The sequence below is a fragment of the Acetivibrio ethanolgignens genome, from assembly GCF_001461035.1.
GTDB lineage: Bacteria > Bacillota > Clostridia > Lachnospirales > Lachnospiraceae > Velocimicrobium > Velocimicrobium ethanolgignens.
This window is the reverse complement of sequence record NZ_LNAM01000163.1, coordinates 1-25,987: the sequence shown is the minus strand read 5'-3', so window position 1 is coordinate 25,987 and position 25,987 is coordinate 1. Positions and strand designations below refer to the sequence as shown.

At 37.8% G+C, this 25,987-nt stretch carries 20 protein-coding genes and 2 pseudogenes; 6 read left to right on the top strand and 16 right to left on the bottom strand.

Annotated elements, in window-relative coordinates; all coding sequences use genetic code 11:
- Positions 1-260: 260 nt before the first annotated feature.
- From ASU35_RS10915 to ASU35_RS10895, 5 genes are all read right to left on the bottom strand, one after another.
- Positions 261-509, bottom strand: a complete 249-nt coding sequence (locus tag ASU35_RS10915) for a transposase (protein ID WP_242861263.1) — start codon at positions 507-509, stop codon at positions 261-263.
- A 231-nt stretch (positions 510-740) separates the two neighbouring features.
- Entirely contained in the window at positions 741-1,976 is a 1,236-nt protein-coding gene (locus ASU35_RS10910) for an RtcB family protein (protein ID WP_058353052.1), read from the bottom strand.
- A gap of 331 nt (positions 1,977-2,307) precedes the next feature.
- Positions 2,308-3,798 (bottom strand): DUF2828 family protein, encoded by a 1,491-nt coding sequence (locus ASU35_RS10905; RefSeq protein WP_172794633.1) that lies wholly within the window; start codon positions 3,796-3,798, stop codon positions 2,308-2,310.
- Positions 3,799-4,136: 338 nt separating this feature from the next.
- On the bottom strand, positions 4,137-5,048 hold the full coding sequence (locus ASU35_RS10900) for a WYL domain-containing protein (protein ID WP_058353050.1): 912 nt from the start codon (positions 5,046-5,048) through the stop codon (positions 4,137-4,139).
- Complete coding sequence (locus ASU35_RS10895; protein WP_058353049.1) at positions 5,045-6,289, bottom strand: WYL domain-containing protein; 1,245 nt, start codon at positions 6,287-6,289, stop codon at positions 5,045-5,047. Before ASU35_RS10895 ends, ASU35_RS10900 begins: the two co-directional genes overlap by 4 nt.
- A 212-nt stretch (positions 6,290-6,501) precedes the next feature.
- Here ASU35_RS10895 and ASU35_RS19310 point away from each other — a divergent pair, with 212 nt between their 5' ends.
- Positions 6,502-6,642 carry a hypothetical protein gene (locus ASU35_RS19310; RefSeq protein WP_156059416.1) on the top strand — a complete coding sequence of 47 codons (141 nt, stop codon included), beginning with the start codon at positions 6,502-6,504 and terminating at the stop codon, positions 6,640-6,642.
- Positions 6,643-6,773: 131 nt separating this feature from the next.
- On the opposite strand, the gene ASU35_RS10885 is transcribed toward ASU35_RS19310, so the two are convergent.
- Both ASU35_RS10885 and ASU35_RS10880 read right to left on the bottom strand, forming a co-directional pair.
- Positions 6,774-8,480, bottom strand: a complete 1,707-nt coding sequence (locus tag ASU35_RS10885; protein ID WP_058353047.1) for a DUF2357 domain-containing protein — start codon at positions 8,478-8,480, stop codon at positions 6,774-6,776.
- 3 nt (positions 8,481-8,483) lie between these two features.
- Positions 8,484-10,166, bottom strand: coding sequence for an AAA family ATPase (locus tag ASU35_RS10880; protein ID WP_058353046.1), 1,683 nt, complete (start codon positions 10,164-10,166; stop codon positions 8,484-8,486).
- Between the two features lie 146 nt (positions 10,167-10,312).
- Between ASU35_RS10880 and ASU35_RS10875 the strand changes: the two genes are divergently transcribed.
- Both ASU35_RS10875 and ASU35_RS10870 read left to right on the top strand, forming a co-directional pair.
- On the top strand, positions 10,313-12,145 hold the full coding sequence (locus tag ASU35_RS10875; RefSeq protein WP_207644132.1) for a helix-turn-helix domain-containing protein: 1,833 nt from the start codon (positions 10,313-10,315) through the stop codon (positions 12,143-12,145).
- Entirely contained in the window at positions 12,124-13,251 is a 1,128-nt protein-coding gene (locus tag ASU35_RS10870; RefSeq protein ID WP_058353045.1) for a DNA cytosine methyltransferase, read from the top strand. Before ASU35_RS10875 ends, ASU35_RS10870 begins: the two co-directional genes overlap by 22 nt.
- A gap of 82 nt (positions 13,252-13,333) precedes the next feature.
- Here ASU35_RS10870 and ASU35_RS10865 read toward each other — a convergent pair whose 3' ends face one another.
- From ASU35_RS10865 to ASU35_RS10850, 4 genes are read right to left on the bottom strand one after another with little or no spacing between them, the layout of a single operon-like run.
- Positions 13,334-14,173 carry a sugar ABC transporter permease gene (locus tag ASU35_RS10865; protein WP_058353044.1) on the bottom strand — a complete coding sequence of 280 codons (840 nt, stop codon included), beginning with the start codon at positions 14,171-14,173 and terminating at the stop codon, positions 13,334-13,336.
- On the bottom strand, positions 14,170-15,492 hold the full coding sequence (locus ASU35_RS10860) for a carbohydrate ABC transporter permease (RefSeq protein WP_058353043.1): 1,323 nt from the start codon (positions 15,490-15,492) through the stop codon (positions 14,170-14,172). Before ASU35_RS10860 ends, ASU35_RS10865 begins: the two co-directional genes overlap by 4 nt.
- A 36-nt stretch (positions 15,493-15,528) precedes the next feature.
- On the bottom strand, positions 15,529-17,058 hold the full coding sequence (locus ASU35_RS10855; protein ID WP_242861262.1) for a sugar ABC transporter substrate-binding protein: 1,530 nt from the start codon (positions 17,056-17,058) through the stop codon (positions 15,529-15,531).
- A 16-nt stretch (positions 17,059-17,074) separates the two neighbouring features.
- Positions 17,075-18,847: a glycoside hydrolase family 13 protein gene (locus tag ASU35_RS10850; protein WP_083504258.1), complete on the bottom strand. Its 1,773-nt coding sequence runs from the start codon at positions 18,845-18,847 to the stop codon at positions 17,075-17,077.
- Between the two features lie 160 nt (positions 18,848-19,007).
- On the opposite strand from ASU35_RS10850, the gene ASU35_RS10845 reads away from it, so the two are divergent.
- Positions 19,008-19,805 (top strand): LacI family DNA-binding transcriptional regulator, encoded by a 798-nt coding sequence (locus ASU35_RS10845; protein WP_058353042.1) that lies wholly within the window; start codon positions 19,008-19,010, stop codon positions 19,803-19,805.
- 53 nt (positions 19,806-19,858) lie between these two features.
- Here ASU35_RS10845 and ASU35_RS10840 read toward each other — a convergent pair whose 3' ends face one another.
- From ASU35_RS10840 to ASU35_RS10825, 4 genes and pseudogenes are all read right to left on the bottom strand, one after another.
- Positions 19,859-21,034, bottom strand: coding sequence for an InlB B-repeat-containing protein (locus tag ASU35_RS10840; RefSeq protein ID WP_083504257.1), 1,176 nt, complete (start codon positions 21,032-21,034; stop codon positions 19,859-19,861).
- 493 nt (positions 21,035-21,527) lie between these two features.
- On the bottom strand, positions 21,528-22,292 hold the full coding sequence (locus tag ASU35_RS10835; RefSeq protein ID WP_058353041.1) for an ABC transporter permease: 765 nt from the start codon (positions 22,290-22,292) through the stop codon (positions 21,528-21,530).
- 14 nt (positions 22,293-22,306) lie between these two features.
- A pseudogene (locus ASU35_RS10830) lies at positions 22,307-22,801 on the bottom strand (ABC transporter permease); the annotation flags it as partial.
- Positions 22,797-23,063: pseudogene (locus tag ASU35_RS10825) on the bottom strand (ATP-binding cassette domain-containing protein); the annotation flags it as partial. The pseudogenes ASU35_RS10830 and ASU35_RS10825, both read right to left, overlap by 5 nt.
- Before the next feature lie 142 nt (positions 23,064-23,205).
- Between ASU35_RS10825 and ASU35_RS10820 the strand changes: the two are divergent.
- On the top strand, positions 23,206-23,910 hold the full coding sequence (locus tag ASU35_RS10820) for a response regulator transcription factor (RefSeq protein ID WP_058353040.1): 705 nt from the start codon (positions 23,206-23,208) through the stop codon (positions 23,908-23,910).
- A gap of 1 nt (position 23,911) precedes the next feature.
- Positions 23,912-25,303, top strand: a complete 1,392-nt coding sequence (locus ASU35_RS10815) for a sensor histidine kinase (protein WP_058353039.1) — start codon at positions 23,912-23,914, stop codon at positions 25,301-25,303.
- Between the two features lie 70 nt (positions 25,304-25,373).
- Here ASU35_RS10815 and ASU35_RS10810 read toward each other — a convergent pair whose 3' ends face one another.
- Positions 25,374-25,724 carry an Ig-like domain-containing protein gene (locus ASU35_RS10810; protein ID WP_058353038.1) on the bottom strand — a complete coding sequence of 117 codons (351 nt, stop codon included), beginning with the start codon at positions 25,722-25,724 and terminating at the stop codon, positions 25,374-25,376.
- Positions 25,725-25,987 lie beyond the last annotated feature (263 nt).

The following is a 25,987-nucleotide window of genomic DNA, read 5'->3' as shown; positions in this document are numbered from 1 at the left end:
GGTGTTTCCGTCTGAAATAATCTGCGGAAATCGCCCGAGATAATCTGCGGTTTGACACTCAAGGGTCAGCTTCATAAGTTCCTTGGTCGGTGGTGACATGGATGCAAATCCCTGTCCCATTGCCACAACATTAAATCCCATACCTTCAGTGTTCAATTTCCTCATAGGTGTTGCACCTGGCACGAAACCTTCCAGGCGTGCACTTATTCAGCAGCTACTCTTCAAAACTGGTTGTATGAAGAGCATACTGATACCGAATATCAAAGGGAAGCGTGTCCAAAGATTTCTTTCAGTATCAGTGCGCCAATGATTACATTCACTGGTGTATTATGTCTGAAAGGGCGGTCACTGTAAAGCACAGAAAAAGGTGCCTCATCAATTTCCGGAAAAATGTTCTCTGCAAAATATGTTGCCCAGGACTTTTCCAACAGTCGTTTTTCCCGATCTGTAAGATTTGTGGTGGTATCAAAGAGACTAATCTGTTTTGATTGATTTGTAGCAAATGACATTTGTTGTACGCTCCTCATTTAGAATCTGTCTCTATTATACTATATTTGAGGCCAGTATGTTAAGTTTTCAATGTGCGATTGGTTGTCCATTTGTCGGGCAACTCATAATCACTATCAGGAGAAGCATTATTCTTTTTTCATGCAGACATAGAAATCTGTGCACCTGTCATTACCATGTCGATGGTTGGAATAGCCATGACCTCCTCCTTCCCGGCCAGGGCCTGCCTGGAATTATCCCATGTTCTTTCCATACTTCACCGGCTCTGATGCCTTAAAATTATAAATAGGTTTTAATACTTCAATCACTTCTACGGTTTCTCCGATAACATCGATGATGTCACTCAGGGACTTATATGCCATAGGTGCTTCGTCTAATGTATCTTCATTGACGGAGGTTGTATAGATTCCCTCCATTTCCTTTTTGTATTCCTCTAATGACAATGACTTACGGGCTCCCGCTCTGGACATCACTCTTCCGGCACCATGAGGTGCAGAATAATTCCATTCCGGATTTCCCTTACCAACAGCGAGTACACTTCCATCCCTCATATTAATTGGAATCAGTACTTTTTCTCCTGTATGGGCTGCTATCGCACCCTTTCTCAATATCATTTCACCTGTATCAATATAATTATGAATGGTATGAAATGCATCTACTGCTGTTAATCCACATCTATCAAGAATAATCTCTGCAATTAGCTCACGGCTTCTCTTTGCAAACTGCTGACAGATTTCTACGTCTGCCAAATAATCCTCAAAGTATTTTCCGTGGAGATAACACAAAGCTTCCGGAATTGCTGTAGGTCCATTTGCCTTTTTCCATGCAATTTCCTTTAACGCAGCCTGAATTTCACTTCGTCTACCCTGCTCCTTGTAGGTGCGGATGATTTCATCTCTCTGCTCGAAATAATCTTCCATGCCACGGTTCAAATCCACTGCAAGTCTCTGATAGATTTCTGCCACCTGTTTACCAAGGTTACGGCTACCGGTATGAATAACAAGATATTTTGTACCATCTGCAGCCTTATCCACCTCGATGAAGTGATTTCCGCCTCCCAGAGTGCCTAAGCTTCTCTCTAATCTCTTGCTGTCCTTTAGTTCCCTGAAACAATGGATCTGCTGTAGGTCAAAATGCTCCTGTCTACCCTGCCATACATTCATTCCCGAAGGAACAAAGTGGCACGCTTCATCCAGTTTCTCAAAATCCATCTCGATATTGCCAAGGTTTACCGTATACATACCGCATCCAATATCGACGCCTACTACGTTTGGAACTGCCTTGTCAATAACCGTCATAGTCGTTCCGATGGTGCAGCCTTTACCGGCATGAACGTCCGGCATAATTCTAACCTTGGAACCGGCAGTAAATTCGTAATCGCACATTCTACGGATTTGCTCAATTGCTTCCTCTTCGATTACGGTTGCATAACATATTGCTGTATTTATTTTTCCCTTAATCTCCAACATAGTGTTCTTTCCTTTCTTTAAATCAACAAAAATACATTGGACAAAAGCATATGGTTGGATTCGAACCCTGAGTTCTTCGCTCCGCTTCGATCGGTGCCAAACAGGCTCCACCGGAGCCTAGCACCCTTTCGGAATGTCGGTTTTCAAGACCGATGCTGTACCAGCCCCGCCAACTCTGCATAAAAAAATACCGCCTATCCATCATCAAGATAAGCGGTACGCTAAGAACATGTTTATCTATCTTCCGCGCAGTCCTATCACTGCCGTCCGGTATCCTTTTTGGAATTCATGTCGTTCCGCTTTTCTCTTAATTACATTCTGAGCAGTCTCGCTATGCCACAATTGGGGCATAGCGTTCTCCTCCAAGCACTTCCATCATAAATGTATAAGGTGAAAGATTATCTCCAGCAATCATCGAAAACAGTCTAGGTGTTACGCCAGAGACCAGACAAGCACCTTGTTCATTTTTCCTTACAGGCTGTTGGCGATTTCTGCTTGCAGCATTCCAAAACACAATTTCCGGAAGTTTATAGCCATATGCGACATATTTTGCTTTTGCATTTTCGAAGTTAGTCACCGATGCATTCCCAATGCAGCAATCAAATTCCATATCAGAAATTATAATAAGCTTAGCAGGCAATTCCTTCTGTGAAACATTATTATTCACAGCAGCCTTCAAAATCAAGTCAAATACTGCCTCTAAATTTGTATTTGCAATCTCGTTGAAAGACGCAACATATCGAAGACGGTCAGCAAATGTTTCACCCTTAATTTCTATTAACTGAGGCCGCTCTGAAAATTCTATGAAATGATTTTTAAATAGCCCTCTATTTCTCTCTGCAAAATATAAACCAAGTGACAAAGCCACCGAGGCCGGACTTGGATTCATTTGACAGTACATAGAACCAGATGTATCAACAACTGCGATTGCATTTTCATCACTACCGAAATCAGGTAGTGATTCCCAAGTTGCATTGAGAATTCTTTTTTCCTCATCCGAAATAGATCGCATAAAACTCCTACTATTGCCATACCATCCAGTCGTCAGATATGGTTCTACCAATTCATATGGAGCAATATTCCCTGCATGAAGCTTTGCCTCTCCCTGCTCCACTTTCGATAAAAACTGTGCATATCTCTCGCCGTCATTTCTGACAAAAGCCTTACGGTATTTATACAACGCACGAGATGGCTGCTTTTCATAAGCAAAGGTATAGTCCTTCTCTCTAAGATTATTTTCAATAATCTTAAGATAAGCACGCAAAGAAGACAAACTTTTTCTATATGTAGATACATTCACCCCAAAAGCTCTTGCTATCTTCTTAGCATTCTTCACGGTTTCTGTATTAGAAGCATTAACAGATGGAAGCCACTTTGCCAAAAGAGAAATATTCTCTCCCTTAACCATAGCTGCACAATCTGCTTCATACTGCTCTCGCAAGTATTCAAGCATCATTTTTTCGCAAGAAGTACCCATAAGAGCCAGCAAGTCGTCATATCGGCCAAACTCTGCAATATATCTTATATTTTTCCGAACAGATTCCGGTTCATTCTCTGCAAGCCAATTTACAATAACACGAAACACTTTTCTCTCACCCAGTCCGCCTCTGATATCTCTAGCAAAGAACAAAAGCTTCATTGCCATATCCGAATTCTCTGTATAAGCACGTGTAAAACGCACTATAATTTCTTCATTGGAAGCTTTTCTTAACGCTCCGATTGTTGCAAACAAATCCACACATTCTGAGCCGGTTGTTTCATAAGTAACCGCTCCATTTTCAGTTAATGATATATTTGCTTCATTCTTAATATGCTCCAACATGATACTTCTCTCCTTTGCTGATTATTTCTTATACAAGGCACATTATGAAATGGGATTCGAACCCATGTAGAAAGGCTATTCACCTTTTGCTTTAACCACTTAGCTATTCGATATTTGCTGTCAGTGCCTTTATTATCAGAGGCATGAATACCTCTTACATACACCAAGGTGCTATTTTCGAAAAACAATTGCCAGCGACGAGGATTTTCAGTTCTCTGCTTCGTGTCAAAATTGCTGTCCGCATCTTTTATGTATCCAGAGCTACTGACGTGCCCCGGTTACAATATCATTCTATCAAGCACGTCTTAATTTATCATGGAAAAAAAGTTGCGAACAACTTAATGTCCACAGCTTTTTTGCTTTTGTAACCTATCTTTAACTAAACTCACAAAGCTATCTGGTCCTGTTACCCTAATCATCGGGCCGAACGAAAGAATACGAATTAAAATCTCAGTTTCATCATCCTTATCATACGTTACTGAAATCTTATATTTCATTCCATCCAGTCTTTCAGCTTGTTTCTTAAAATGCGCAAAATGCAACAATACCCTCTCTAATGCATTCCTTTCATCTACTAACTCGAATTCGACAACTCTTTCTTTTTTGTTACTTCTTGTATTCGCTCTTGGCGAATACTCTTTTGTATAAGGTTCACATGAGATAATTCTTCCTAAATTAATCGTATCTCCATACTTACGCCCTACACCGATTAACCGAAACTTGTCATCCTTTTCAGAATATTCCAAGCATTCCGGCATCACAACCAGATACAATTCTCTCCCTTTGCGGTTTGAAGTTGTAATCTTCAATGGATACTTTTTTCGTATCGCATCCAATATAAGACGAAAGTTCCTTATGTAAGCAGCATCTTCATATGCGTCACCATCTGCATACTTATCAAAAACATAATAGTCTTCCTGCGTAAACAACGGTTCCACATCCTCCAACCCTACGATTTCATCATCAAATAGTTTCATCCGTGGATCCAGGGAAATAGCTTTCAACCACCTTCTCTGCAATAATGTAAGCGGCATACTTGGAGCATTTATTATAGGCGTTGTTCCGTCTTTCTTAATGAGTTGCCATTTTCCCTCTGCAATCGATGAATCTATATTTAATATACTTTCGCCAAAAGCGTACTCATTCACTATACTTCTAAGTTCATCTTTTTTAAGCGGATGCTCTATTGCTCTTTCAATGATTTTAGCCATCGTAGTATAATATGCACCATATATTTCGCTAAAAATCATTCTGCATCACCGCCTTCCACATCATACATCTTATACATAGCTTCCATATCATCAAAGAACTGTTTCTCCAACTTTTTATTGGAAAAATGAATCTCTGTAATCCTGCAAATAAAGGTCCTTATCCAAGGTATCAGTTCGCTTGTATCATAAACATCTGCAGAAAATTTACTTGCATGCTCACTTATTCGTTCAACCTTTCCACACCGTTTTTCTCTTTTTAAACGATTATGTATGAAATGTTCATCTTCCTCATAACTTACTGTAAATTCTACGTGTTCCATTCTCTGACCAGATATACCCTGGGTACTCACTCCCCACATATTCGGCAACATTCTATTAAAAGTATTGCGAAGCTCATCAAACCCTTCACACTTCTCATCCAATTTTACAGATACAATATTATCAATTCTATACGATGTAATTCTCTTAAAGCGAGGTGCAAATGCCATTAAGTACTGTCTTCCGCTTTGAACACTAATCATAATCCGGAGTGGCACCACATGATTCTCAGAAATCCTGTCTCTATGTCTGTTTATCGTCTCTAACGTAATATTCTTTTTCTGGTTCATTGCTGCAAAGAGTAACTGCAATACTTCGCTGTCCATAGCACTTGTAATATAATGATGCTTGAATGCAAAATATTCGTCATGATTAGACAACTTATCCAACAAAAACGAACCTACTACGCCGCAAGGTATCACTTCAGAAAAGAAATCCAAGGCATATGTATCGCACATGATGGAATCCTTCGCTCTTCTGTAATACATAGTTTTTCCTTGCTTCTTAGAAACTAAAAGCCCTTCGCTTACGTATTCCTTCAGTTTCTTTCGAATCGTAGACTCATCAAAATAGCGCGGATTATCAAACTCAGAAACAAACTCGTCAACCTCTTTCATAATCTCACTAATTGTCATAGATATTTCCGGAGTTGAAAGAATGTCAAACAAAATGAAATGCAGGGTGATATCGCCATCTGTAAAGCTCTTCGTCTTCCACGCTTTGTACAAAGGATTATGATGATACACTCTACTATCAATGGAAATGAATACATTTTTCCCTTCTGGAGTCTGACGGAACTGCATGTTTTCTCCGAGCCAGCTCTCCATACGCCTACGCTCATCATCATAGGAGCGGGCACTTTTCTTATTATATTCTTCACGGCTCTTAAAACCATAAATATAAAACTCACGCATGTAATCACGAATCTTATTAAAATTCTTTATAAGTTCACTATAAGCCATGTGTACACCTCCCTGTTTGCTTCTTCCGAATCTCATGCGCCCTTTTTGCACGTGTTTCCAAACGTGTTTTGATTCTCCTGGCTCTGGATAATAAAAAGACTTCCAATTTAAGCCACAGACAGCTTGCTTCTGCATTAAACACAACCATAACTACGAATTTTAATCCTTTGTTTGTTCGTCCACGTAAAACAAATGGCGAACTGGAAACCCACGTGATCCAACTTGCATGCGGCGAAGCACCAGAAGGTCATGCCCGCTGGACACTGGAACTGCTGACAGAAGAAGTGAACAAAAAGGGCGTAGCTGAACCAGTCAGTAAGGAAACCTCTGGAAATCAGACCCGGAGATGTTAAATCGAATTAAATGCTATTACCAGACAATGCCTTGACCGAAGGATTGATGATATCCGGAAATTATCAGAAGCAGAGGATATTTTTGTTTTATAAATCAATTTGTCGTCACACCAGGTATCATTGATAAGATTTTATTCCTCTTCTTTTTCCTTATATAGTTTCAATAATTTCTCTACATGATACCTTATATGGGTAAAATCAGATTTTCTTCCTGGAGCAAGTTTGAACGCTCCAATGCCATAGAGCAAATCCCTATGTGTTGGTTCTTCATCCAAATAAAAGATTTTATCTTCCGTTCCCGGATATAAAATGAATGCACCGTGAGCTACTTTCAATGCATCTCTGTAAGTATGCATTTTACTAATATCATCATATTTATATTTTCTCTTCTCATAGATTTCGTCATCTTCTGATGTTGTTTCTGATATCGTAGCCTTAAATTTAGAATCAAACACATACATCGCAGACAGAGTATCTTGAGAATCAAATATCTCAATCGAAATATCTGGGTCAAATGATTTTGAATAACTCTCCACTACATAATTCTTATTATAATGTACTCTTACCATTGGCAAATTATCTGTACGTTCAAACTCAAAATAATTAGAGTCAGTCTTTTTCTCAAGAGTTTTCGAAAAGCTTGATTTTTGAACACGATACTTTTTCTTATCAAGTCTCTGTCCGTAAATACCTGCAATCATCTCTGACATCCCGAAATAGCAATAATTTTCATAAAGGACATCAAGAGACTTGTTTTCTAAAAGCTCCCTTATATTTTCCGAATCATTCTCTACCTCGGGCATAGATTTTAATCCCAAGAAAAGACTATATATCTGACGATAACCGTCCCGGCGAGTCAACACAGTTGAATACATCGGAATTGATTGCATTTCTCCGACATTCTTTAAAAAGCTCTGCCTTAATAAAAGTTTTAACTTTTTAATATGGGTAACATTCGCCTCAATCAGTTCAATGTTTCTGAAATTTTCTTGTGCAACAAACACTTCATTAAATCTTTCAATTATTCCAAGGCACCAACTGATGAAATATTTTACAAATCTATTCTCTGAGTTATCGAATGAATCTGCTGTCTCCTCGAACAACACTTCCTGTGGCAAATACTGCTGCCCACCTACCTCTAGTTTCTTTGCAAGTTTATTAGCTTTCCCATTATACTTCTTAAGATTTGATGAACCTGAAAAAATATCTAACAATGCTTCATCTGACAACTCTTTTGCTAAAGATATATCTTCATAATGTACAACAGACTGCATTGTTCTGCAGGGGTTATTCGCAATCAGTATAAAATTTCTAAATATATTAACACTATTATCTTCTGATGAAAGAGCATTATGAACCAAAAGGTAAATATGATAGTCCAGCTCCGTTTGTTTCTTCTTTTCTCGTCTTATTGATGAAAAGGTGACCTGATTAAAATCAAATGAAAGGTTAGCTATGTAAGTATTAACCACACTCATAAGTTTATCCATCTCATCACTAGAAATCTTACTTGATTCTATGTTAATTAGAAAACCTTTGAATTTGGCAATTCCAATACAATTCTTGAACAATAATGTTCCAAACTCTTCGTCTCCAAATTCGCCAAGCTTAATAAAATCTTCCGAAGCTAGAGAGCCATCTAAAGCTTTTACCTTGTATTTATCCCACTCTTGTAAAATAATAGTGCCATCATAAAATATGTTATTTCGTTTAGTCGGTACGCATTCCACATATGTCTTTCCAGACTTTATAAATTCCTTTAGAGTAGGAGACAATAAATCATTTCTATAAATGATAATATCTCCTACTCTCACGGCACCTACACATACTCTATCCATAAGTTATTTTATATATGTTGCAAAACCTGCCAATTCGAGATCTTCCAACATTTCAACAATTTTTATAGCAGACTTAGGATATTTAAAATAAGTTTTCGCAGTTGTGCCGTTCAACTCCAATGACTTAATCGTTCCTCCTGAAGTTTGCTTCAATTTATCAACCAATGCATCCGCATCCAATCCAGAATAGTCTTCTCTTGTATTTAACAATTCTCCAAGCAATTCAACTAGCGGATTCCAAATTTTATCGTATGAGCCGTATATTTTAGGTAATACCTTCTGCAGAATTTGATTATCAAACGCAACTTTCTCTCTATCAACATATGTTGTGTTTGCAATAGCATTACACATATAACATGAAATCTCATTCATGACACGATAACCAAAATGCATATTATGTTTTTTTAGAACAGCAAATAATCTAATAAGCACATCAAACTCTTCTGGGCATTTACTTGCAAAGTCATTAACGGATTCCGCACTAGGCAGAGTTATTCTCATTGAAGGCATATCTGTTCCAACATCAAAATAAAAATCTGGATTTGTAATCATCCTTGATGCAGCCTCTACCAATGAAATCTGTTCAGGAGATAAATTATATAAGCCACCAAAATCTACCTCATTAAATTCAATTACATTACTTCTATCCAACACCTTTGGACTGAACATATATGTAGTCTCATCAACATTTACCGTACCAATAGTAAATACATTCAACGGAATTGGCAATTCTGATGGTACGAAATAATGCTCATTTGCTTTATCATAAAGCTTTTCACATTTATATCTCTCTTCGGCCACATACGGACATTGGTCACACTTGCATTTCACACCATTTTCATCAATACATTTACTACAATTATGTAAGACAATATTATCTTGAGTAATAGATTTTCCTTTAAAAATATCACTGTACATTCTCTCAAGTTTTGTAACAATAGCAGCGTCTTCGCCAGATAATGATGATTTATCTTGTAATCTATATTTCCCATCTGCGACTTTTTCAAATACTCTGTTAGCTAACCTGTTAATCCCTTGATTTAATTCACTTCTATATTGTGCTGTCCAATTGTTTCCACCATAAAAAGTACTCTTCCACAATTCAGAAAATCGATTCATTCTGTAATCCTCAATTTTCAAAGCAACTCCCGGCTTGTTAATGTCCAACGCAGCTAAAATAATAGCTTCAGATAGCGTTACCTTTGTATCGTACCTAAATATTTCCTGCAAATCTGCTAAAGATGATCCAACATTCTTTTCTGTTACCCTTCTACTCTCAATTAAACTCAAATAATCCGCAAAATAATGCTCTGTTTTTGCAATATTCATTTCATCTAAAATTAAGAAATAAGGATTTTCTTTATCCGCCAAAGCACGTAAAAAAAGCTTAATCATCGGTGTAAGATAGTATCCACCATCAATTAAATTATGATATCCAAATAATCCCTTATTATCTCTCCAATTTGGTTTTACAGGAATCAACTCATATGACTTGCTGTCATCATTACCTATTATCTCTGCAAAAATTTCTGCAATCTTAGATTTTCCCGATCCAGAAATACCAGTCAAAATGACGAATGGTTTCGTAATCAATGATAAGTAATAATCAAAAATAATATCCTTACTATAATGAAATCCTTTGCATGAAAATTTATTAATCAAATCATATGTTTTCTTGATGCTCATTGTGCAACCTCCGTTCTCCCATAATTAGGGCTTACTATAATTTATAATACAATAAATATGTAGTTTTTACAATGAAAACTCTTGAAAACGAATCATTCATATGCTATTATTTCAATGAATGACTTGAAAGGGTTGAACGACTTTTTATGGATAGAAGCAAAGAATTATTAAACACAAAACAAGCTGCCGAAATTCTTGGTGTTTCAGTATCAACCATACGCAGATGGTGTGATAATGGGACACTTACTTGCTATAGAGTTGGAAATTCCGGCTATCGTAAATTTGAACGTTCTATTGTTGAAGAATTAAAGACTCAATTTTATGGAATATCTTCAAGTGTTTCTGAACCGGCAGAAACAACCGAAAGCAAACCAACTATAATCACAAAAAATATTTCGGCGGAATCGCATCCGGCACACTACCTCATGCACAAATACTGGGGGCGAAAAGCTCACAATATCGTAAACGAGTATATCTCTTGTTTCACTAACGAAGGAGATACTGTTCTCGAACCATTCATGGGAAGTGGTGTTACTGTAATTGAAGCAATAAAATTAAATAGAAAAGTAATTGGAATCGACATTAATCCAATGTCTAAATTTATTGTAGAAAACACAATAAGCAATGTTGATTTGAAGGAGTTCTCTTCAACATACTCAAAAATCATAACTTCTCTTGAAGAAAAATATGGCCATCTTTATAACACGCACTGTCCTGTTTGCAATTGCTCTTCGACAATCGAAACCGCAGTATGGGAAAATGATGAACTTGTTCGAATTAAGGGTAACTGTGAAGAGCATGGCATTTTTATTTGTGATGTAGCTCCAAGTGATATTGCATTATACAACGAGTGTTCAAAACTGAAAAAAAGTTTATTAAAAGCAAAGAGAATTTCATACCCTACTGACCCAATCATGCAATATGTAAAACGAAGCGGGCGCAACAGCATTGATGAACTATTCTCTGACAGGGCTTTAATAATTTTATCAGAACTCCGAAAACTCATTCTTGAAGTTGAAAATAAAGAAATACAGAACCTACTATTGTTTTGTTTCACTTCTATGCTGTCAAATGTTTCAAGAATGCTCCCTGGAGACAAAGAAAAGTCCACTTATAAATCCGGTTGGGTTATAAGTAAATTTTGGACTCCTAAAATTCATACCGAGAGAAATATTTTCTATTGTATGAATCTACGCTGCAAAGCTATCCTTAAAGGCAAACAGGAACTGCAAGGAATAGACTCATCACTTGCTACTCTCTCCACTTCTGATTCAAGCAATCTGTCTTCTATTTCTGACAACAGTATTGATTACATTTTTACAGATCCACCATATGGAGAAAGTATTGCTTATTTAGCATTAAGCCATTTTTGGAACAGTTGGCTACCAAATACAGTTAATTATGATGAAGAAATCATCATTGACCCTTATAGAAAAAAGGGATATGAAGATTATGCACAGAGAACCAAAGATGCATATGCAGAATTTTATAGAGTTCTAAAAGATAACCACTATATGTCTTTTACTTTCCATAATAGAGATTTAATTGTGTGGAAAGCAATACTTGATGCTTGTAATGAGGCTGGTTTTATTTTAGAGAATATCATTCTTCAGGAACAAGCTGTAAGCTCAGGAACTCAAGGAATAAATAAGAAGAATACTCTGACTGGAGATTTTGTATATAACTTCAAAAAGGATACCTCTCGAAAGCCTGTAACCACTTGTGGTATCAAAAACATTGATGAGTTCATAAAAAGCACTATTGAACAATTCATTTCAGAGTATAATGGTGCCACCCCATCTGAATTATATGAATATATTATTCCTATAATCGTTCAAAACAATGCTTACACAGATGAAACAGGTAATGCTATTAATATCGAAAACATTTTAAAGGAATCCTATGATTACATAGAAGTATCGCCTAATGAGAAAAGTAAAATTGGAGGTGCCTATAAATGGGTAAAAAAATCAAATTAAACGCTCTCGACTTATTTGCCGGAGCTGGTGGCTTTTCTGCAGGCGTGGAACAAGCTGGAATAAATGTGATTGCAGCTGTAGAATTTAATCCTCAGATAGCCAAAACATATGAGTACAATCATCCTGACACAAAAATGCTAGTTGACGATATCAAAAATATATCTGCCGAAACCATCAAATCTATTTTTGATGAACAAGGTGTTAAATGTAATATCATTTTTGGTGGTCCCCCATGTCAAGGTTTTAGCATGGCTGGAAATCGTATTCGTTCCAAAGTATCATTTTTAGAAGATTCAAGAAATTATTTATTCAAAGAATACATCAGAATGGTAGAAATACTTATGCCTGATGTTTTCGTAATAGAGAATGTTCCCGGCATTTTAAATTATAATGATGGTGCTGTAAAGGAAGAAATATATATAACATTCGAAAAATTAGGTTATAAAATCGATTCAAGAGTATTATGCGCAGCAGACTATGGTGTTCCGCAAACTCGACACCGTGCCGTTTTTATTGGTAACAAATTAGAAATCGAGCCTTCCCTATTGTTTCCAATAGCCTCTCATACAGAAGAAACATATGTAACAATACGAGACGCTATAAACGACCTACCTCCTGTCGAGGCAGGCAAAGGATTAGAAGTAACTCCTTATACCCAAGGATTAATATTAAGTGAATATCAGAAAACCATGGTTTCATCCACAGGGACTGTTTACAACCACGAGAGTTCAAACCATAAACCAGAAACATTAAAAATACTCTCTCTGATTAAGCAAGGGCAAACCATGAAAGACCTTCCCAAAGAATACCATACAAAATCAGTACACAGCGGTGCTTATGGTCGAATGATATATGACAAACCTGCTTATACCTTGACAACAAGACTCAACACTCCTTCTGTAGGAAGAATAACCCATCCTACACAAGATAGAACCATAACACCAAGAGAGGCTGCAAGAATACAGTCATTTCCTGATGATTATCGTTTTATAGGAGACATCACATCAGTTGGAATGCAAATAGGAAATGCAGTCCCTCCTCTCCTTGCAAAGGCCATAGCAAGCCATATTATAGAAATACTTGAAGAAAATAATTATAATTCATAAAAGAAAACGACCAAGAGATTTGATAATTCCTTGGTCGTTAATATCTCCTGACGGATTGTTGCTGCTATCCCCGTCCAAAAACCTATCCTTTTACTGCTCCCTGTGCCATACCATTTACCATATCTTTTACAAGTAAGAAATAAAGAACTACAATTGGCACTGCAATAAAAACACTTCCGGCTGCAAATCTTGCAAACTCGGTTTCATCTAAGCTCATCAGTCCTACGGCAACAGTGTAGAGATTTTTCTCTTTCAATAAAAGCTTTGGTAAAATAAAATCACTCCACGGCCATGTAAAAGACGTCAAAGCAGTATATACAATAATTGGTTTTGATAATGGAAAATTGATTTTCGTAAAGACCTGAAAATTCGTTGCACCGTCAATTCTGGCTGCTTCATCGATTGCCTTTGGAATCGTATCGAAGAATCCCTTCTGCGTCAGATATCCCATTGGCGCACCTGCTGCATAAATCAAAATCAATCCCCACAAATGGTTAATCAGATTAAACTGCGTCATCAAAAGATAGACCGCAATCATTCCCATAAAAGAAGGGAACATGCCAAGTACCATTGTGGTTTTCATCATTGGTTTTCTGGCTTTAAATGTAAATCTTGACATCGTATACGCTGTCAAAATTACAAAAAACGTTCCTAAAATACAACTCCCCGTTGCCACAAATAACGTATTTAAGAACCATTGTGGATAATTATAAAGCGTTGTATCCGTAAAAAGCTTTTGAAAGCTTGCCAGACTGTATTCTTTCGGGAAAAAGCCATCAAATGAATAGATAGTTCCCGACTTTGAAAAAGAAGCTAAAATCAGCCAAAGGCATGGAAAAAAGAAAATAAAAACTACGGCTATCAATATGATATAAGTAATTCCGGTGTCTGCAACGCGACCCAAATTCCATTTTTTTCTCATTGAAATGTGTCCTCCTCCCGATAGGATGGTGATTTTATGTAAACCAAAAGTGAGATTACCGAGGTAATCATGAAAATCACAAGGCTGATTGCCGCTCCAATACAATAGTAGTTATTATCAATAGAAAGATTATATAGCCAGTTAATCAACAAATCCGTATCACTTGCAAGGAAATATCCATCCAGATAAAGACCTCCTCTTAAGAAATAGAAAATACCGAAATTATTAAAGTTTCCAATAAACTGACCTAAGAGAACCGGCATCGTGGAAAAAAGCATGAATGGCATGGTCAGTTTCTGGAACTGTTTCCATCTTCCCGCCCCATCAATTCCGGCCGCTTCATATAAAGAAATATCACGGTTGGAAAGATTTCCGGTTGCTAATAACATAATGGACGGAACACTAATCCAACAGTTCACCAGCAAACCTATTAATCTTGCCGTCCACTTTGCATCCAAATCCAAAAAACCGATAGCAGTACCGCCACCATCGACAATCATCTGATTGATTGGGCCTCCATAGGAAAACATGAATTTAAATGCCAAAAGCGTAATAAATCCCGGGATGGCATAAGCGAGTACAGGAAACGCTCTCCAGAATGCCTTGCCCTTCACACATTCTTTTTCCAATAAAAGTGCCAAACCAAGTCCTGCAAAATAATTCAATGTTGTGGAAAGAATTGCCCACACCACGTTCCAACCCAAAATCTTAAAGAACGTTGGTAGAAACCGGGAAAGTGTTACCAGCTTTTGAAAGTTTGCGATTCCTACCCAGTCTACCAGTTCCGGTGGTACAATGTTACCACCATAATTGGTGAATGCAATTAGAATCATAAATACAATCGGTAAAATATTAAAGATACATACTCCGATAACCGGAAGTGCAAGTACCATAACATAAAACTTTTTATCCAAAAGCTGTGCAACTTCCTGCCGGAACGTCAGTAATGGCTTTCCCTGCTCTTTTCTTTTCTGCATTTGATAAACATCTTTTAAGTTTAATCGGTAAAGTGTAAGGAATACTCCTAACACAATCCAAGCAAGGATTCCCATTAGAAGCATGACAACCGAATTCTCACCTTCTATGCCAAGCCAGGCATCTCCCTTTTGTGTTCCCAAGGTAAAGAATCCCTTTATGTCACTCCATCCTCTGGCAACGAGATAAATAAGAATACTAATTTCTGCGATTAGAAATAAAATTCCCTTTGCAACTCTTCCATAACAAATCTGACCACCTCCCATGAGAACAGCCGACAGTTTTACCTGCCAACCGCTGTCCCGGCAACATTCCCCTATCTTTTTTATTTTTTGTTTCACCATAATTCCCCACTTCCGCACGATTGTTTTGTGTCTTGTCTACTTTAACGTAAAGATTGCATCATAGATCTGCTGTTCCACTTCTTCTAATCCTGTTTTCAAAGATGCAAGGTCTGTATATTTTCTTTCGTTCTCAGCTCGGAAAACATCTTTTGCTAAATCAGTAAAGAATGTCTGTCCCGGTGTCCATATCTGCGAAACTTCCTGAATCGAAGGCATTAATTTAATATTTTCATTTTCCAGATTCTCATAAAGTAGTGCTGATGTTCCACCTGCTGTTTCTGCTGCATCTTCTCTTGCCGGAGCGATTCCAAGCATCTCACTTCTTGTTACCATCATCTTATAGCTGGTCGCAAATTCGATAAAGGCAAGACATGCATTTGGATATTTGGTGTAAGCACTGATGGCATATCCGTTTACGCCCCCCATTGTTTTACTATCAATGAGTTCCGGATCTTCCTCCGTCAAGTCTCCGCTTTCTGGAAGCTGTGGTAAAGTTGTCATAACCAGATTTTCTTTTGCTTTTTCCTCTGCTTCAGCAGTGCTCATTCCTTCACCTTCATACTCTGCTGATAATTCATCTAAAAACGTGGAATACACATCCGGTGTAGAAACGGTTGCAAAATAAGTGCCGTCTGCTAATTTGCTGTAAGCATTTGTCGTAATCGTATCATCAATACATTCCTCATTCATGACACCTGCCAACTGCTGTAATACCCATGCTCCCTTTTCTGCTTCTCCCTTAGAAAATCCAATGTCAGACGGATCTGTATTGTCAGATCCAAATACATATCCCCCATAGGAAAACAGGAATCCACTAGAAAAATAAACATCATAAAGGGATTTCATATAACCATACTGAGAACTGTCTGCCTCATGTCTTGCAACGGAAAATGCATACATACCATTCCAGTTTTCAATCATATCCGGAATCTGATTTCCATTGTCATCCCAGGTAGTTTCCCAATCTTCCGGTAATAAATCGGTCCGGTAATAAAGCATCGGTGCCTGCACATTTACCGGAACTCCACAGTAATAAGTGATTCCGTCTACTTCCGTTTTATAAGCATTCCAGGCTGCTTCCAGAATAGAATCATAACATTCTAATTCTTCTACCGGGAGCGGATAAATATGTTTTCCGGTTGCATACTGCATAATAATATCGTTTGCCTGATATAAAACATCCGGTCCATATCCGTAAGGTCCGTCATTTGCCAAATCCAGATATTGATCCATATTTGCATCTACAGCTGTAATTCCATATTCTGCATATTTTTCATTGAAGGCCTTAATCAATTCTTCAAAATATCCTTTCGAGATTGCAGTATCATTCTCTAATACCTGAATAGTTACATCCTGTTCCAATTCTCTGGTAAAAACGCTACTTCCCGTTAAAGTCTCGTTTGCTCCGCTTTCTCTTCCTCCGGTGTTTCCCGATGTACCTGCGGTGTCTCCGCAACCCGCTAACTGACCTACGCAAAACATTATTGCCATTACAAGTGCCATCTTTTTTCTTTTCATTCTAATCACCATACCTTTCTCCACAACTAAATCCTTCTGGTAACCCATTCTTTTCTCTATGTTGTTACTTTACAACTACAAATCCATTTGGATTTACTTTTCTTCCTTCCAAACAATTTGCAGCTAAAATTGCTGTATCAACTTTTTCAGGTAGTTCTACTGCTTTTTCACTCAGATTAATCCAAAGACGGATGCTTCCTTTTCCCGAAGACTCGATTCGTGCTAAAACAGTCTCATTTTCCAATGTTTTTATCTGTGCAGCAATTGCCTCATCTCCAAGTTTCCGCTCTACGCATAGCATTCCGTCCTTTGCATCAATACGCACCGTGCCATACACAATTTCTTTGTTTTTTCGTAACATAATGAGCTCTTTTACTTTTGTTAGGAAATCATGATCCCATTCATTTTCATTCCAAGGAAAACATCTGCGGGAATCCGGATCATAGCCGCCTTCCATACAAACTTCCGTTCCGTAATAAATACATGGGGCCCCCGGGAACACCATTTCCAATGCAATTGCTGCCAACAATTTTTCCTTATTTTTTCCCACTTCGGTAAAAAAGCGGTGCGTATCATGTGAATCTAACAAATTGAGCATCATGTCGTTAACCTGTTCTAAATTTCGCATCAGATTACTGTTTAACTTTTCTGCCATCTGTTTTGCCGTAAATATGCCCTTTGCAAAATAATCAAGACAGGCTTTCGTAAAGGAATAATTCATAATGCTGTCATACTGATCTCCCATCAGATATGGATAAGCATCATGCCAGTTCTCACCAATAATCACACAATCTGGTTTTAATGCCTTCACTTCCTGACGGAATCTTCTCCAGAATACATGAGAAACTTCATCGGATACATCCAGCCTCCATCCATCAATACCTGCTTCTTCAATCCAATAACGTGCAATCTGTATCAGATAGTCCTGCACTTCTGGATTAGCCGTATTGAATTTTGGCATATAAGTACAGACTGCAAAACATTCGTAATTTCCTTTCTCCGGATTCGGAAAATCTCCCTCAATCAAAAACCAGTCATAGTATTTTGATTTTTTTCCCTTTTTCAAAACATCTTCAAACTGTTCAATCTTCATACTGCAGTGATTAAATACGGCATCGAGTACAATCCGCACTCCCTTTTCATGGGCTTTTTCAACTAGTTCGATCAAATCCTCTTTGCTGCCAAACTGTGGATCTACCTGCATGTAGTCCATAATATCATATTTGTGGTTTGAAATGGAACGAAAGACTGGTGTCAGGTAAATTGCCGTAATGCCAAGTTCTTTTAAATAGTCCAGTTTCTCAATAATTCCTCGTAAATCACCGCCTGCAAAATTTTTCGCTGTCGGAATTCCTCCCCATTCCATATCAATGTAGGAAGTATCTTTTGTTGTATTCCCTCGTGCAAAACGTTCTACGAAAATCTGGTAAAAAACTGCATCCCGCATCCAGTCGACCACTTCTAACACATCATTTTTGTTAATGTATGGCATCTGGAAGAAGTTATAAAACCCTTCTTCAAAACAATAGGTTTTTGTAATTCCATCCTCACTGAAGTAATAGGTTGCTCCCCCTTTTTCGATTTGGAACACATACGCAAATCTTACGTCTTTGAGCCTCAGTTTTATTTCATAAAAATGAAAAAGCCTGTCGCTATAGCTGATTTCCATTTTAAGTTTTTCGCGTTTCATTGAAAAATCGTATTTTTGTGCATAAATTAAATATACGTTTGCATCCTCATCTTCCCGTGCCATCCGTAAGCGCAAAACCAGTTTCTTCTCGGCTGTTGCAAAGCAATAACGGGAATCCGGGATATGTAAAATTGCATGTTCGTTCATAATGACCATCCTTTAATCATTTATTTTTGTAGTTGTATTTTTACTTGAGTTTGAGTTCATCTTTATCTGAAAAATTTAAAATTTCTCTTTTCAATTGGTAAGCATTTGGTGTAGAATTAAACATAAGTCGGAAATTTGTTTTCACAGGGAGGAATCAATCATGAATCAAAAAATTACGATTAAAGATGTTGCACGCGAAGCCGGTGTCTCTGTTGCCACGGTTTCTTATGTGGTAAACAACCGCACCGATATGCGAATCAGTGAGAAGACCAGAAAAAAAGTATTGCAGGTGATTAACCTGTTGAACTATACCCCAAATCAGTCTGCAAAAGCACTCGCAACAAATCGAAACCACATGATTGCCCTCTATCTGTCACCAAATGTATCTATTTTAAAAAACGCAGAGCAACTGCATTTTATTCATTTCTTATCCAAATTTCTTCATGAAAGAAATTATGATTTGATTTATTTAAGTGAAAACTATACAGAGAAATTCGACCACGCAGATGCGATTATCTGCTACGATATTTCCTCTGATTATTTCCATAAAATCGGAGATTGTAATTTTATTCCCCTGATTGCCCTAGATTGCATGATTCATGATCCACTTTTCTTTCAGATTAATTCTGACTACAAAAAAATCTGGGAAGATGCTGTAGCATTCTTCCACGGAGAATCCTTCAAGTTAGCAGTCTTAGAGACCCAGAATCAAGAGCGTGTGGCTTATCTGTCTTCCATTTTTTCTGACATCTGCTATCCCCATGATTTTTCAGATGTCGCTAATTTGCAAGGGGAAAATCTCGTTGTAGTAGATCATACACTGCAAACACTCTTAGAAAAAGAAAACCACGTCTACTATGCTCCTGCCATCTCTTTGACAAAAGCGGAAGCTCTCCTGCAAAGCATTGAATATGCTCTGCAGAGAATTCCGATTGAGCAGCATGATGTGCTCGTATAAAATGCGTTTTAAAACGCATCATATTTTCAGAAGTGTCGCTATGCGACACTTTTTTACTTATAGGATACTGTCAAAATCTGAGTTGCCGGATCATAAGTAAAGGTATATGTCCCTGCCTGTGATGCTACAAGGTTTGCACTGTCTGTTCCTGTTACAAAAGAAAGACTTTCTGCATCCTCTTCTGCAATATTGGTATAGCGGATATATTCTGTTCCTACGCTGGTGTTTTCTCCTACGGTCACCATTGAAGTAAACATGAATTCATCTCCTTCTGTCAAATCAACCGTAAGTGTATAAATTCCACCTTCTTCTACAAATTCTGTTTCATCAGAATAAACATCCTTCCAACCGGTAATTTCTGCGCCCTTTATGTAATAAGTAACCTGTTTTTCTTCCCCACCGGAAGCACTCTCTCCATTATAAGTCCATGTAATCACATCATATAGGTTAATGTTAAATGCCTCTTTGTTGTCCTCAGAGTAATTTGCATTATCTGTCTCATATTCATCTTCATCCGGATAAGTTATTAAGGTAAAGGTATAATTTCCCGCTACTGCACATTTAATGTTAGAACGTTTTGTGCTAGCTTCTCCAAGACTTCCGGAATTCTGGAAATAATCTGTTCCATCTAAAGAAATGGTATCAAGATAACCATAACCTCTCTGGTTTTTCCAACTTGAATCAATTGCAAACTGGAATTCATCTCCCTCTTCCAAATCTAATGTAATTGTGTAAACATTTGCCCCATCCACGTCTTCTTTTGTCATGGTCTGTGCCTCTCCGATGTTAGCACCCCAGTTTGATTCCAACAAGACCGGACTGGTTCCGCTTCCTACAACAGCAAATGTTCTGGTATCTTCCACATAAGAAACAAATCCTGCAAAAAGCTTTGTATCTCCTGTAATTTCCTGTAAAAAATCAAATTTATGGCTCATTTGAGGTGTTGCAAACCAGCCTACAAATGTATAACCATCTTTTTCCGGGACGTATTCTTCTAACAATCCACCATTTTCTACTTCTACTGTATTTAATACAGTTGTTCCATCAGAATCATAAAAGGTAACGGTGCAAGCTTCTGTTTTCTTTTGATCTGCTGCCTCACCTTTTTCTGTTCCTTCTACTGTCTGTTCTTTCTGTGTTTCTGTCGTTCCACATCCTGCAACTCCGATTACCTCCCCTGCTAATACAGTGGCTGCTAACAATAAAACTGCTACATTTTTTCTTTTCATTTTATCCCTTCTCCTTTACTATTCTATTTCTGTTTAATCGATTAAGCAATTGAGTAAAAAAGTAGCAAACTTAATATTTTCTAACTCTAGCTACATTTTCTCTTTTGTACTAAAAATATTATCGTTTGCCGTGAAGTTTTCCGTAACGCCTTAAAACGTTGCTTAATCGGTTAACTTAAATTTAATTTAACACTTCTTAGTAAGTATGTCAATAAAAATTTATTGAAACTATATTTTTCTGGTTAAGATTTAAATAAAAAAATTGCTGTCAAAAATTCTATACAGCAACTTGCACAAAGAATGCAATTTACAGACAAGAGTCTAGAAAAATTTTTTCTTTCACAAACCTTACATATTATCCGACATCATTCGTAAAACTTCTTTTGTCATTACGGATACTAGGCGTTTGCGAAACGCCTAGTATCGCATAAATACGGGATTCTTTTTGCCACAAAATTGTATGAGCAAGTACAATCTCCTATTTTCCATAAAATCATCCCATTTCTTTTTTTCCAAAGCGAGTTACCGCCACGGAAAGCATCAATGCAAATATCAAAGCAGCACACAGCAAAAATGGGAACAAATCAAACCCGGTACTTACACCTGTTGTTGTAAAGTCATGCAAAGAGCAGGAAACTAAATAACCGCTGTAACAATAGGGGTATGCAATCCAAAGTGAGGTATTTGCCACCAACACACCAGGAATAACAAGGAACAGATTTAAGCCGACAGATAACAGCGGTTTGTCGAAAAGTATAGTAATCGCCCACATTGCTGCTACGCTGGGAATCATAGTTAAGAACAGTCCGGTACACCATTTCAGCAGATACATAATCGGCAACGCTTCCGTAATCCCCGTACTACTTGCTGCAATTAGTCCCGCTATTACAAACGAAGCGAGAAATACAACCATTTCCATAAACAGATAAAACAGCAGCACACAAAATTTTGCAGCAGAAAGGGCATACCGACTAACGGGCAAAGCTAACATCTTCAATATCCCGTTGTTTCCCGTTTCCCGTCCTGCAATCATCACGCACACTACAATCATGCTAAACGGGAGTAGATAATAGGAATAGACCAATGCACTTTGAATGAACATAGCCGCCCAGACATTGGAATATTCTGGGGTAAAATAGCTTTGCAAATTTGCTACACCAGATGCGACAACAAGTAGCGGGGCAATGAAAATCAGTGGGACAATTTTCCCCCGTTTGACTTTCATAAACTCAATTTTGAGCAATTTCAAAAAATTCATTTTCATGCACCTCCTTATTCATAACGCAGAATTTTAGCTGTCCAAAGTCCCACACAAAGAAAAAGAATTGTTTCAACTAAAGATACGATAACAACCGTAATATCCGGCTGTGCGCTCATAGCAACAGCCGGCTTCAGCATAACCACAAAGGGATGTGCACAGAGCCATGCAATATCCGACGCAGCCAATGCCATACCGCTTAAAAATCCTGCAATACCAATACCAAGCGGAACCCACATATTCTCAAAGCGGGATGATACAAATACCATAAATGACAGTACAGGCATTGACGTAATAAAGGAATATCCTGCAAAAAATATTAGAGTATTGGCTTCAAATGTGCCTTGTGGCAAATCTGCCATACCAATTTTTGCAAGTGCCATATTTTGAATACATACAGCAACCAAAAGCATAACTGTCAAAATAAAAAATTTGCACCAGTACATGGATGGAACACTCATAGGCAGCATATACATCTTTTTGATTGCGTTTCCCTTATATTCCATAGAAAGAGGGGGCTTCAATAAATGATCCGACTTCTTTCAAAATGGCAAGGCGATCAGCCGGAAACTGCCTTCCATCGATTGTAAAGTTGCCTTTTGTAGGCGCAGTCAGCCCCAAGAGCATTTTCATCGTGGTAGACTTTCCTGCTCCATTCGGACCGAGGAAGCCATAAATGCTTCCTTTTCGAATATGAAGAGAAATATCATTTACAGCAACAAAAGATTTATATTTTTTTGTCAACTGTTCTGTTGTAATAATATAGTCCATATCAACACCTCCGTTGACTATATGGTACAACATCAACCTTGTAGCAACATTCTCTCCACCTTACATCTACCTTACTTTTTACGAAACACAAAAAAAATTCATGGTTCTGTGGTACAATGTAAATATGAAAGGAGATTTTGCTATGAGTAATGATTATTTATTGTGCAAACGCATACTGCTTGTAGACGATGAGCAGGAGCTTTTAGATATGGTTTCATCGATTCTGACTGAATACGGATTTCATAATGTTAAGACTGCCCACAGCATGAAAGATGCCTTAGAAAAATCTCAAAATTTTCAACCGGAATTAGCAATACTTGATGTAATGCTTCCAGACGGGAACGGCTTTGATTTAATGGCACAGCTAAAGCAAAATAGTGACTATCCTATTTTGTTTCTTACTGCCCGTGGTGAAGATAAGGCTAAATTTCACGGCTTTGGTTTAGGGGCTGATGATTACATAGTAAAGCCTTTTTTGCCAAAAGAACTTTTGTTCCGTATCATGGCGATTTTGAGACGCAGCTATAAGGATCAAAATCCTCTTGTACAATTACAATATAGTCAGGTTGATTTTTCTCGTGCTGAAGTGATAAAAAAAGGAGAGCATATCCCTTTGACCGCAAAGGAACATGATTTACTGTCTGCTCTATATCGTAATGCAGGACGCATTGTGACGATTGACTCATTATGTGAGGCTGCATGGGGCGATAATCCTTTTGGGTATGAAAATTCTTTAATGGCACATATTCGCCGTATCAGAGAAAAAATTGAATTAAACCCATCGCAGCCTGTTTCGTTGGTTACAATCAAAGGGTTAGGCTACAAGTTAATTGTGGAGGGTAAATAGCATGAAAAGTGTCCCGAAACTAATACGGCGTTTTGTAGCTATTCTGCTATTAAGCTCCGTTCTCATTTTTATTATCAATTTTGTAGTATTTGCCATAATAATGACAAGGCTATCCCCCAATGCTGACGCTTCGCCATATAAAATTGCAACAGAAACAGGTAAGTCATTGCAAATAGATAATAATGAATATATGCTGTCTGATGAAATGTCCGCTAAATTAAATGCCAATGCTATTTGGGCAATTCTAGTTGACAACGATACTTTACAAGTTGTATGGAAAACGGAAAATGTCCCTAATAGTATTCCAAGTACCTATACATTATCTGATATAGCAGATTTAGCAATAGGATATATTGACGGCTATCCTACCTATACGGGAGAAACTGCAAATGGTATTGTCGTCCTCGGTTTCCCTAAAGATAGTTTCTGGAAGCATACACGAGCAAGCTGGAATTACAGTCTAATTGCCAATTTCCCGCATACTGTTTTAATGGTGCTATTGGTCAATATTTTTCTTATTCTTTTGATTTATATAATGGCAAATATTAAGCTCCTAAAGTCAGTAAAACCCATCACCGCAGGTATACAGGATTTATCTGCTGGAGAGCCAGTACACATTCCCGAAAATGGTTTGCTTTCTGAAATTTCCGCCAATATCAACCACACTTCTGATATTTTGCAAGAGCAACAGTATCAGTTAAGGAAAAAGGGAAGAGCAAGAGCAAACTGGATAGCGGGTGTTTCCCATGATATTAGAACACCTCTATCTATGGTAATGGGATATGCCGGACAGTTAGAAAACTCCCAAACCCTTTCAGAAGCCGAGCGCAAAAAAGCTACTGTCATTGTGAAGCAAAGCAAACGAATGAAAGACTTGATTAACGATCTCAACCTTGCTTCCAAACTGGAATATAACATGCAGCCACTTACAAAAAAGCAGGAGAACGCCGTCGCAGTCGTTCGCCAAGTTGTTGTTGATTTTATGAACATGGATATTGATGACAGCTTTCCGATTCAATGGGAAACCGACGATGAACTGTACGTTTGTAACATTGATGCAGATAAGGATTTACTGAGACGTGCCGTTGCAAATCTTATCCAAAACAGCATTAACCATAATGAAAACGGATGCACAATTTATGTTTCTGTGATTTCCAAAGACGGTAATTGCATAATCTGTGTTGAGGATAATGGTGTCGGTGTTTCCGATGAACAGATAGAACAGCTGAACAATACCCCACATTATATGGTCTGTGATACCAACACCACTGAACAGCGACACGGTTTAGGATTACTTATTGTAAAGCAGATTATAAACAGTCATGATGGAAAAACAATCATAGAACATAGCAAATTCGGTGGATTTAAAGTTGTATTAACTATACCCCAATGACATATAAAGGCACTAATCACCAGATATACTCTAGTAATTAGTGCCTCGTTGACATGGCAATTCAATACAACTACTCCACTTTCACCTTTAAAGTAACCGTCTTTGTCCTACCATTCTTTAACGTAACTTTTACCTTAATCGACACAGCTCCTGCCTTCTTTGCTGTAACCTTTCCACTCTTACTTACCGTTGCAATGGTTTTATTGCTGGTAGAATAAGTAACCTTCGCCACATTATCCATATCCAGCTTACTATTCAAGTTTCGCCTTATCACCTGCCTAACGTATCCACCCGGGTGTACCATCATTTCAATTATGTGTCCGGAACGGTAGCCCTGATTGGAGAATGTATCAACGGGCATCATGACCACGGCAAATATTATCTTACTAACAATCGCAAAGAAGTTGCCTACTATAAACAAAAAGCTGCTGACCTTCTCTTAAAGGCTCAACCGCTTATGGAAATCTTTCGTTCAGAGTCCAAGTCACTGTTTGAAACCTATCAGCGTGTAGAAAGCGAAGAACCTGGTGAGCGGCACAATATCTTATCCTCGCCGCCCATCTACACCATTACACCGGAACTTCTTACACAAATTTTGGAACGTGCAGGACTTTCTACAAAAGAAAAAATGTCACGCGTCAAATTATAATTCTCTCCTGTCGCAATCCTGCCGCAGATTAAATC